Origin of the sequence: Mycobacterium sp. (genome assembly GCF_049278535.1) — a bacterium.
Taxonomy (GTDB): Bacteria; Actinomycetota; Actinomycetes; order Mycobacteriales; family Mycobacteriaceae; genus Mycobacterium.
The window spans coordinates 1-9,468 of the sequence record NZ_JBAPMI010000351.1; the positions used below are offsets into that span (position 1 = coordinate 1).

Consider the following 9,468-nt stretch of genomic DNA (forward strand, 5'->3'; position numbering starts at 1 on the left):
GTCAAGGACGTGCTGCTGCTCGACGTCACGCCGCTGTCGCTTGGCATCGAGACCAAGGGTGGCGTGATGACCAAGCTCATCGAACGCAACACCACGATCCCGACGAACCGGTCGGAGACCTTCACCACGGCCGACGACAATCAGCCGTCGGTGCAGATCCAGGTCTATCAGGGTGAGCGGGAGATCGCGGCGCACAACAAGCTGCTCGGCTCCTTCGAGCTGACCGGTCTTCCGCCATCCCCGCGCGGCGTGCCGCAGGTCGAGGTCACCTTCGACATCGACGTCAACGGCATCGTGCACGTCACGGCCAAGGACAAGGGCACCGGCAAGGAGAACACGATCAAGATCCAGGAGGGCTCCGGCCTGTCCCAGGAGGAGATCGACCGGATGATCAAGGACGCCGAGGCGCACGCGGACGAAGACCGCAAGCGTCGCGAAGAGGCGGACGTGCGCAACCAGGCCGAGACGCTGGTCTACCAGACGGAGAAGTTCGTCTCCGAACAGCGCAGTGCCGAAGGCGGTTCGAAGGTTCCCGAGGACACGCTGAACAAGGTGGACGCCGCGGTGGCCGAAGCCAAGACGGCGTTGGACGGCACCGACATCGGTGCCATCAAGTCCGCGATGGAGAAGCTAGGCCAGGAGTCGCAGGCTCTGGGTCAGGCCATCTATGAGTCCACCCAGGCTGAGCAAGCCGCCGGCGGCGGCGAGCCCGGTGCGGGCGGCTCTGGTGCCGATGACGTTGTCGACGCGGAGGTGGTCGACGATGACCGGGAGGGCCAGTGACCGAAGGCAATCCGGAAGAGCCGGTAACCGTCACCGATAAGCGGCGGATTGACCCCGAGACCGGCGAAGTACGTCACGTGGCGTCTGGTGCTGCCCCTTCGGGGGCGGCACCGGCCGCGGCGGCCGGCCACGGCGCAGCCACCGACGAGAAGGTTGCCGAGCTGACCGCGGATCTGCAGCGGGTGCAGGCCGACTACGCCAACTATCGCAAGCGGGCGCTGCGCGACCAGGAGGCGACCGCCGAACGCGCGAAAGCCGCGGTGGTCAGCCAATTGCTGGGCGTGCTGGACGATCTCGAGCGGGCACGCAGCCACGGCGATCTCGATTCGGGACCGCTGAAGTCGGTCGCCGACAAACTGTTCGGCGCATTGACCGGGCTCGGGCTGGCGGCCTTCGGCGCCGAGGGCGATGACTTCGACCCGGCGTTGCACGAGGCCGTGCAACACGAAGGCGACGGCGGAGAAGGCTCCAAGCCGGTGATCGGCAACGTGATGCGACAGGGCTACAAGCTCGGCGAGCAAGTGCTGCGGCACGCGCTGGTCGGGGTGGTCGACACCGTCGCGGAGGACTCCGCGATCGCTGACACCGGCGATAACCACGCGAACGAGGGTGAGCAGCACGCAGAATCAGAACCGTCGGAGAAATAGCGACCGGTTCGGACAGGACGTAGGCGACGCCAGGAAGCTTGAGAAAGGTAGGCAGGGGGTGACGCAACATGGCTCAACGCGAGTGGGTCGAAAAGGACTTCTATAAGGAGCTGGGCGTCTCCGCTGACGCCAGCGCCAAAGAAATCAAGACGGCGTACCGCAAGCTGGCGTCCGATCTGCATCCTGACAAAAACCCCGACGGAGCCGAACAGTTCAAGGCGGTTTCCGAGGCGTACAGCGTCTTGTCCGACGACGCCAAGCGCAAGGAGTACGACGAGACCCGTCGGCTTTTCGCCGGCGGCGGATTCGGTCGGCGATTCAATGGTGGCGGCGGAGGCGACTTCGCCGGCGGCTTCGGCGGCGACGGCGCTGAATTCAACCTCAACGACCTGTTCGACGCCGCAGGCCGCAGTGGCGGCAGCAACATCGGCGACTTGTTCGGCGGGTTGTTCGGCCGCGGCGCCCAACCCCGGCCCAGTCGGCCGCGTCGCGGCAACGACTTGGAGACCGAAACCGAGCTGGACTTCATGGAGGCCACCAAAGGTGTGGCGATGCCGCTGCGGCTGACCAGTCCGGCGCCGTGCACCAACTGTCACGGCAGCGGAGCCAGGCCGGGCACCAGCCCGAAGGTCTGCCCGACGTGTAACGGCTCGGGCGTAATCAACCGCAACCAAGGCGCTTTCGGCTTCTCCGAGCCGTGCACCGACTGCCGGGGCAGCGGATCGATCATCGAGCACCCCTGCGACGAGTGCAAGGGAACCGGTGTCACCACCCGCACCCGCACCATCAACGTCCGGATACCGCCGGGTGTCGAGGACGGGCAACGGATCCGGCTGGCCGGTCAGGGCGAAGCGGGACTGCGCGGTGCACCGTCAGGTGACCTGTACGTCACCGTCCACGTGCGGCCGGACAAGGTGTTCGCCCGTGACGGCGACGATCTCACCGTCACCGTCCCGGTCAGTTTCAGCGAATTAGCTTTGGGTACAACGCTTTCCGTTCCGACTCTGGATGGCAAAGTCGGTGTCCGGGTGCCCAAGGGAACCTCCGACGGCCGCATCCTGCGGGTGCGTGGCCGCGGCGTGCCGAAGCGCTCCGGCGGACAGGGCGACCTGCTGGTCACGGTGAAAGTCGCTGTCCCGCCGCACCTGGAGGGTGCCGCGAAAGAAGCGCTGGAAGCCTATGCGGTCGCCGAGCGATCCAGTGGCTTCGACCCGCGGGCCGGATGGGCAGGTAATCGCTGATGGCAAAGAAAGACGAAGCTCGGACCTTCCTGATCTCGGTGGCCGCCGAGCTGGCCGGTATGCATGCGCAGACGCTGCGTACCTATGACCGGCTCGGTTTGGTCAGTCCGAATCGCAGTTCCGGTGGTGGACGCCGTTATTCGCAGCATGACGTGGAGCTGCTCCGCGAAGTGCAGCGGCTGTCTCAGGACGAGGGCGTCAATCTGGCTGGTATCAAACGGATCATCGAGTTGACCAATCAGGTCGAGGCGCTGCAGTCCCGGCTCAAGGAGATGGCCGCCGAGATCGAGGTGCTGCGCGCCAACCAGCGGCGCGACATTGCGGTGGTGCCAAAGAGCACCGCCGTGGTGGTCTGGAAGCCGCGTCGCTAGATTCTTTTGCCGCGAAACAGAATCCAGGGCGGTAGTTTTAGCCGATTCGCGACCCTGGCTTCTGTCTCGCGCAACGCCGACTAGACCTGGATCGAGAACTGGGCGATGCCCCAGTCCCCTGGTTGCGCGCAACGATAACCGCCGCGCCGCAACGCATCGGTGGGCGCGGCCATCGGCTCGAAGCACACGATGTCTTCGCCGAGCGGTGCGAAGATCTGCGCCGCCGGATAACCCTCCTCGAAGTGGACCTCGACACGGTGGCCACCGCCGGACACCGCGAACACCGCACCGTCGCCGACCTGGTCATAGCCATCGTCAAATGCCTTGTCACCCAACGGCTCACTGAGGGCAGGCTGGACGACGGCCGCACCGGTGGGCAGTCCCTTCTCGTCGAGCGTCAGGTGCCGCATCGCCGGCGTCTGGATCAGCCACTGATCGCGCGGCACGTCCGGCAGTTGCAGATACGGATGGAAGCCGAAACACAGTGGCACCGCCCGGCCTCCAGTCGGAGTCACCGAAATGCGCAGCCGCAAGGTCCGCTCGTACAGCGTGATGGTCAGTGCCAACCGATGCGGAAACGGAAAGCTGGCCAGCAGGTCGTCGTCGTCGCTGAAGTCCACCTCCGCGGTCATCTCGTGGCCCGACTCATGCGTCACTCGCCAATGCGGAAAAGCGGCCAGCACACCGTGGATCGGCAACCCGTTGGGGTCGGCCCGCACCCCGTATTCGCCGGCGGTCAGCGTGACAGTCGTGCCCTCGGCTTCATATATGTTGCTACCCAGTCGATTTGCCCACGGGTACAGCAACGGGATGCCCATCGTCTTGCCATTGTCCACGTAAGCGTCCAGGCCTCGGCGCTGGCCGAGCAGTTCGACGCCCGAGTCGGTCAGCGAGACGCCGATCATGCCGGCCTCTGGCACGAATTGAGCCTCTACCGATGACGACGGGTCGCTCAGCGTGACGATGTGCACCCGATGAGACTAGCGGGACAACGGGTCGTGCTGAATACGCTCCGGCGGGGCCCCTTTGGCGATCAGCGCGGCCTCGGTGGCGCGCACCATCTCCGGTCCGCCGCAGATCAGGATCTGCCGATCTCCCCAGCCGCCGTATCGGGTGACCACATCCATCAGCTTGCCGGTCTGGCGCAGGTGCAGTCCGCGCGGCGGCGTGACGTCCGGATAGTCGTCGGCCCAAGCGGGGTCGCCGCTGAGTTCGGAGACCGGTGTCACCGACAGCCAGGGATTGTGCGAGGCGATCTGCCACAAGGTCGGCAGGTCGTAGAGCTCGCACGGGTAACGGGCGCCGAAGAACAAGTGCACGCGCGGGTTCACCCCCCAGCGGGTGAGGTCCATGACGATCGCGCGCAGCGGCGACAGCCCGGTGCTGCCTGCCACCATCAGCACGTCGCCGCCGTCGCGGTCGACCTGAAGTGCGCCGTGCGGGCTGGACAGCCGCCACCGGTCCCCGGGCCGGGTCTCGTTGACGATGGCATTGCTGACCAGTCCGCCGGACACGGCGCGGATATGAAACTCGACGGCGCCGGAGTCGTCCGGTGGGATGGCCGGTGTCAAATACCGCCAGCGCCGCGGGCACTGCGGCACAGCGACGTTGACGTACTGGCCGGCGTGGTAGGGCATGGGATGGTCCAGTTCCAGCCGCACCACGGCCAGGTCGCGGGAAACCCGAAGGTGTTCGACGACCGTGCCGTCCCACCACGCGGGCCCTTGTTCGGCGTCGGCGGCACCGCTCATCACCCCGGTGATCAGGTTCAGCGATTGGTGAGCCGCGGCGTCGACCTGCTCAGTCCACGCCTCGGTCAGCTGGTCGCGCAGGGTCGTATACAGCGCCTGACCCATCGTTTCGTAGTGCTGGGGCAGCACCCCGTACTTGCGGTGATCGCGTCCCAGCTGAGCCAGAAACGCCACCGGCTCGTCGGCCCGCTGAGCGACCAGTTCGCCGTAAACCCATTTCAAGGCTTGGGCGAAGGCGGCCCGCTGGGCGCCCATGTCGGGTGGAAACAGATCGCGCGGTGACGCGTCGAAGTCAAACCAGCGGGTGTAGAAGCGGCCGATCAGCCCGTTGCCGTCGTCCGGGTCGAGGGCGGCGTGCAGCACCGCCAGGGCATCCCGGTCGTTGAGGCTCACGGGCGCCGATTTTATGCCTGGTTCAGCGACCCTCAGAACAGCGCATGAGCGCCGTTGTACAGCACCATCAAGCCGATCAGGACGAGGATCGCCGCCAGCAGCGCGGCGTTGTTGCGCTCCATCCATTCCTTGAGTCGCGCCATCGGATCGTCCATCCGGTGACCGGCGGCCACGTAAGCCAGGACCGGGATCGCGACCGTGGATACGGCGACGGCGATGTAGATGGCACCAGTGACCAGCTCGCCGGCGTGGCCTAGGTTACCGCTGCCGATCGCCAACCCGGCCAATGCGCACATGGTCAGCACCTCGACCCGCACCACCACCAAAACCAACCCGGTGGCCAGAGCCCGCGCGGGCGTAAGGGTTTCGAAAGACCGCATCCACTTCGGTGACTCGGTGTGTCCTTCGCGGGTCAGCCAGCGATAGACACCGAACGCGATCAGCGCCAGCCCGAGCACCACGCGCGTCCAGGATGCCCAAACCGGCGGCTTGTTGTGCAGGCCGCTGAGCGCATCGGAGGACGCGACGAACCCGGCGGTCAGCGCGACCAGGCCCAGCAACCAGCCGCCGAGAAAGGCGAGGCCGGTCGGACGCGGTCGCGATGTTTGCAACACCAGCACCGCCGGAATGACGGACAGCGGCGAGATCGACACGACGAGCGCCAACGGAATCAGCGTGGTCAGCAGCGAGATCCAACTTCCTGTCACGCGCTGATCTTCGCATTGACCGCCGACGAGCGCTGCCGGACCGCCGACGGTTGGCCTAGTGTTTCCGTTGCAGGACTAGCCCGCATTGTTGCGGCGCAGGTCTGATGGCGCCGCGCCTCAGCGGGCTCGTCCCGAGCCCGCATTGTTGCGGCGCAGCGTCCAGGCCGGCACCCAGTGCGTGACGGTCTTGGTCTTGGACCCGTAGGCGATCGGATACGTCACCAACCCCCACCAATCGCCTTGCTCGCAGATGCCCCAGCAGGTCAGCCGGCCCTCGACCACCTTGTGCAGCTGCAAACCGTTCGCGTGATAGCGCCCCGACCGGTGCGGCTCGCGCGGAAAGAGGACCGTCAGATCAATCAGCACAGCGATCGGCGGACGCACCACGCGAAAGGGATCGCGGGCCGGCTGGCCGTTGTATCCGATCGACGCGAGGTCACCCACTGATCGATCATACGTTCGAATAATTCTGCCGGTGGGCGATCCGATCACGGCACCTGCGACCCTGCGGAGGCCTAAGATAATCGCTCACAGCGCCGCGCCGCGGCGTCCCGGAGGTGCACTGATGGGCAGAATCTCACGCGGTTGGGCATTGACTCGGCAGAGCTGGGACGTGCTGAGAAGCGACGCATCATTGGCGCTGTTCCCGATCCTGTCGACGATCTTCGGCACCCTCGCCATGATCTCGATCTGGGCGCCGACGTTGATCACCCGCGGCGTCTTCGATCACCAGACTGTGGAACGCAACGATCCCGTCGTCTACGCCGCGGGCGTGGCATCGGCGTACGTATCCACCTTCATCGCGCTGTTCTTCAACGTGGCGCTGGCCGCGTGCGCGGCGCGCTCGATGCGAGGCGAGGACACCAAGGTGCGCGATGGACTGGCTGCCGCCGCGCACCGGATCGGGCCGATTCTGGGCTGGACGGTTGTGGCGACAACATTCGGGCTGCTGCTCAGGGCGTTCGAGAACCGGGTGCCGCTGCTGGGCAAGATCGTGGCCGGGATCGCCGGTGCCGCATGGGGAATCGCCACCTTCTTCGTTGTGCCGGTGATCGCGCTCGAGGGCACCGGACCGTTGAAATCCCTGCAGCACTCGGCGGCCATCATCAAGGCGCGCTGGGGCGAGGGCGCTACCGGTGCAGCCACCATCGGCCTGGTGACGGTTGGCTTCAGCTTCGCGATCGCGTCGGTGGCCGGCGTCGGCGTGGTCATGCTGCTGGCCGGCGGGCAGGCACTGCTCGGATACGCCGTGCTGGCCATCGCGGTGGTGCTGATGTTCGGGGCCGCCGTCGTCTCGGCGACGTTGAGCCAGATCTTCCGCGTTGCCGTTTACGAATATGCGCTCAGCGGGCAGACGCCGGGTGGATTCAACGGCCAGCAGCTCCAGGCCGCCTTTCAGCCGCAGCCGGCCTAGCCGGCGGCGCGGTCGCCCAAAAATAGTTAGAGTTGAGCGGAACAGACTCAACCTTGACGGCGTTGAACAACGCGACAAGCATTTTTCGCGGGCCCCGCTAGGCCCTATCTCAACCGAACGGAGGTGTCGTGGACTCTTTCAACCCGACAACCAAGACGCAGGCGGTGCTGACGTCGGCCCTGCAGGCGGCGACTGCCGCCGGCAACCCCGAAATCAGGCCGGCTCACCTGCTGTTGGCCCTGCTGACCCAGAACGACGGGATCGCTGCGCCGCTGCTGGAGGCTGTCGGCGTCGAGCCCGCCGCCATCCGCGCCGAGGCGCAACGCATCCTGGACCGGCTGCCGCAGGCCAGCGGCGCCAACTCGCAACCGCAGCTGTCGCGTGAATCGCTGGCTGCCATTACCACCGCGCAGCAATTGGCCACCGAGATGGACGACGAATACGTCTCCACCGAGCACCTGATGGTGGGTCTGGCCACCGGCGACTCCGAGGTCGCCAAACTGCTGACCGGACACGGCGCATCACCGCAGGCCTTGCGCGAGGCGTTCGTCAAGGTGCGCGGCAGCGCGCGGGTCACCAGTCCCGACCCCGAAGCGACCTATCAGGCGCTGGAGAAGTATTCCACCGACCTGACCGCCCGCGCTCGCGAAGGCAAGCTCGACCCAGTTATCGGGCGGGACAACGAGATTCGGCGCGTCGTGCAGGTGCTGAGCCGACGCACCAAGAACAACCCGGTGCTGATCGGCGAGCCCGGTGTCGGTAAGACCGCCATCGTGGAAGGCCTGGCCCAGCGCATCATTGCCGGCGACGTACCGGAGAGCCTGCGCGACAAGACCGTCGTCTCCCTGGACCTGGGTTCGATGGTCGCGGGCGCCAAGTACCGCGGCGAATTCGAGGAACGGCTCAAGGCTGTCCTCGACGACATCAAGAACTCCGCCGGGCAGATCATCACGTTCATCGACGAGTTGCACACCATCGTCGGAGCCGGGGCGACCGGCGAATCGGCGATGGACGCCGGCAACATGATCAAGCCGATGCTGGCCCGTGGCGAGCTGCGCCTGGTCGGCGCCACCACGCTTGACGAGTACCGCAAGCACATCGAGAAGGACGCCGCGCTGGAGCGGCGCTTCCAGCAGGTGTTCGTCGGCGAACCGTCGGCCGAGGACACTGTCGGTATCTTGCGCGGACTGAAAGACCGCTACGAGGTGCACCACGGTGTGCGCATCACCGACTCCGCGCTGGTTGCCGCCGCCACCCTGTCCGACCGCTACATCACCGCCCGCTTCCTGCCGGACAAGGCGATCGACCTGGTCGACGAGGCCGCGGCGCGGCTGCGGATGGAGATCGACTCGCGGCCCGTCGAGATCGACGAGGTCGAGCGGCTGGTGCGTCGCCTCGAGATCGAGGAGATGGCGCTGGCCAAAGAGGAGGACGCGGCGTCCAAGGAGCGGCTGGAGAAGCTGCGCTCCGAGCTGGCCGACCATCGCGAGAAGTTGTCCGAGCTGACCGCCAAGTGGCAGAACGAGAAGAGCGCCATCGACATCGTTCGCGAGCTCAAAGAACAGCTCGAGACGCTGCGCGGTGAATCCGATCGCGCTGAGCGCGACGGCGACCTGGCCAAAGCCGCCGAGCTGCGTTACGGGCGCATCCCGGAGGTCGAGAAGAAGCTCGACGCGGCGGTGCCGCACGCTGAGGCCCGCGAGAACGTGATGCTCAAGGAGGAAGTCGGTCCCGACGACATCGCCGACGTGGTGTCGGCCTGGACGGGCATCCCGGCCGGCCGGCTGCTGGAAGGCGAGAGCGCCAAGCTGCTGCGGATGGAAGACGAGCTGGGCAAGCGCGTCGTCGGGCAGCGCAAGCCCGTGCAGGCCGTGTCCGACGCGGTGCGTCGCACCCGGGCCGGGGTCGCCGACCCCAACCGCCCGACCGGTTCGTTCCTGTTCCTCGGCCCCACCGGGGTCGGCAAGACCGAGCTGGCCAAAGCGCTGGCTGACTTCCTGTTCGACGACGAGCGGGCGATGGTCCGCATCGACATGAGCGAGTACGGCGAGAAGCACTCGGTGGCCCGCCTGGTCGGTGCGCCACCTGGGTACATCGGTTACGACCAGGGCGGTCAGCTGACCGAGGCGGTCCGCCGGCGTCCCTACACGGTCGTTTTGTT

General features: G+C 66.5%; 10 protein-coding genes. 6 read left to right on the top strand and 4 right to left on the bottom strand.

All coding sequences use genetic code 11. The features are described 5' to 3' along the window. The 4 genes from WAO18_RS22945 to WAO18_RS22960 form a co-directional block, all read left to right on the top strand. On the top strand, nt 1-783 hold a 783-nt coding region (locus WAO18_RS22945), incomplete at its 5' end, for an Hsp70 family protein (protein WP_422208527.1). Then, nucleotides 780-1,430 (top strand): nucleotide exchange factor GrpE, encoded by a 651-nt coding sequence (gene grpE, locus WAO18_RS22950; RefSeq protein WP_422208528.1) that lies wholly within the window; start codon nt 780-782, stop codon nt 1,428-1,430. The genes WAO18_RS22945 and grpE, both read left to right, overlap by 4 nt. 68 nt (nt 1,431-1,498) lie before the next feature. Next, the gene (dnaJ, locus tag WAO18_RS22955) at nt 1,499-2,671 is read left to right on the top strand and encodes a molecular chaperone DnaJ (RefSeq protein ID WP_422208529.1); all 1,173 of its coding nucleotides are present in this window, start codon (nt 1,499-1,501) and stop codon (nt 2,669-2,671) included. Continuing rightward, the gene (locus WAO18_RS22960; RefSeq protein ID WP_422208530.1) at nt 2,671-3,042 is read left to right on the top strand and encodes a heat shock protein transcriptional repressor HspR; all 372 of its coding nucleotides are present in this window, start codon (nt 2,671-2,673) and stop codon (nt 3,040-3,042) included. Before dnaJ ends, WAO18_RS22960 begins: the two co-directional genes overlap by 1 nt. A gap of 80 nt (nt 3,043-3,122) precedes the next feature. On the opposite strand, the gene WAO18_RS22965 is transcribed toward WAO18_RS22960, so the two are convergent. The 4 genes from WAO18_RS22965 to WAO18_RS22980 form a co-directional block, all read right to left on the bottom strand. After that, the gene (locus WAO18_RS22965; protein WP_422208531.1) at nt 3,123-4,013 is read right to left on the bottom strand and encodes an aldose 1-epimerase; all 891 of its coding nucleotides are present in this window, start codon (nt 4,011-4,013) and stop codon (nt 3,123-3,125) included. Nucleotides 4,014-4,022: 9 nt separating this feature from the next. After that, entirely contained in the window at nt 4,023-5,186 is a 1,164-nt protein-coding gene (locus tag WAO18_RS22970) for an FAD-binding oxidoreductase (RefSeq protein ID WP_422208532.1), read from the bottom strand. A 32-nt stretch (nt 5,187-5,218) separates the two neighbouring features. Then, nucleotides 5,219-5,893 carry a GAP family protein gene (locus tag WAO18_RS22975; protein WP_422208533.1) on the bottom strand — a complete coding sequence of 225 codons (675 nt, stop codon included), beginning with the start codon at nt 5,891-5,893 and terminating at the stop codon, nt 5,219-5,221. A gap of 117 nt (nt 5,894-6,010) precedes the next feature. Then, nucleotides 6,011-6,337, bottom strand: coding sequence for a hypothetical protein (locus WAO18_RS22980; protein ID WP_422208534.1), 327 nt, complete (start codon nt 6,335-6,337; stop codon nt 6,011-6,013). A gap of 121 nt (nt 6,338-6,458) precedes the next feature. Between WAO18_RS22980 and WAO18_RS22985 the strand changes: the two genes are divergently transcribed. Together WAO18_RS22985 and WAO18_RS22990 are read left to right on the top strand one after the other, a co-directional pair. Next, complete coding sequence (locus WAO18_RS22985) at nt 6,459-7,307, top strand: DUF6159 family protein (RefSeq protein WP_422208535.1); 849 nt, start codon at nt 6,459-6,461, stop codon at nt 7,305-7,307. Between the two features lie 128 nt (nt 7,308-7,435). Then, nucleotides 7,436-9,468: ATP-dependent Clp protease ATP-binding subunit (locus WAO18_RS22990; RefSeq protein WP_422208536.1), on the top strand; the 2,033-nt coding region annotated here is incomplete at its 3' end.

What these genes read in the sequence shown, in the direction of transcription:
- dnaJ (WP_422208529.1), top strand. Translation starts at nt 1,499, where the DNA reads ATGGCTCAACGCGAGTGGGTCGAAAAGGACTTCTATAAGGAGCTGGGC.
- WAO18_RS22985 (WP_422208535.1), top strand. Translation starts at nt 6,459, where the DNA reads ATGGGCAGAATCTCACGCGGTTGGGCATTGACTCGGCAGAGCTGGGAC.
- WAO18_RS22960 (WP_422208530.1), top strand. Translation starts at nt 2,671, where the DNA reads ATGGCAAAGAAAGACGAAGCTCGGACCTTCCTGATCTCGGTGGCCGCC.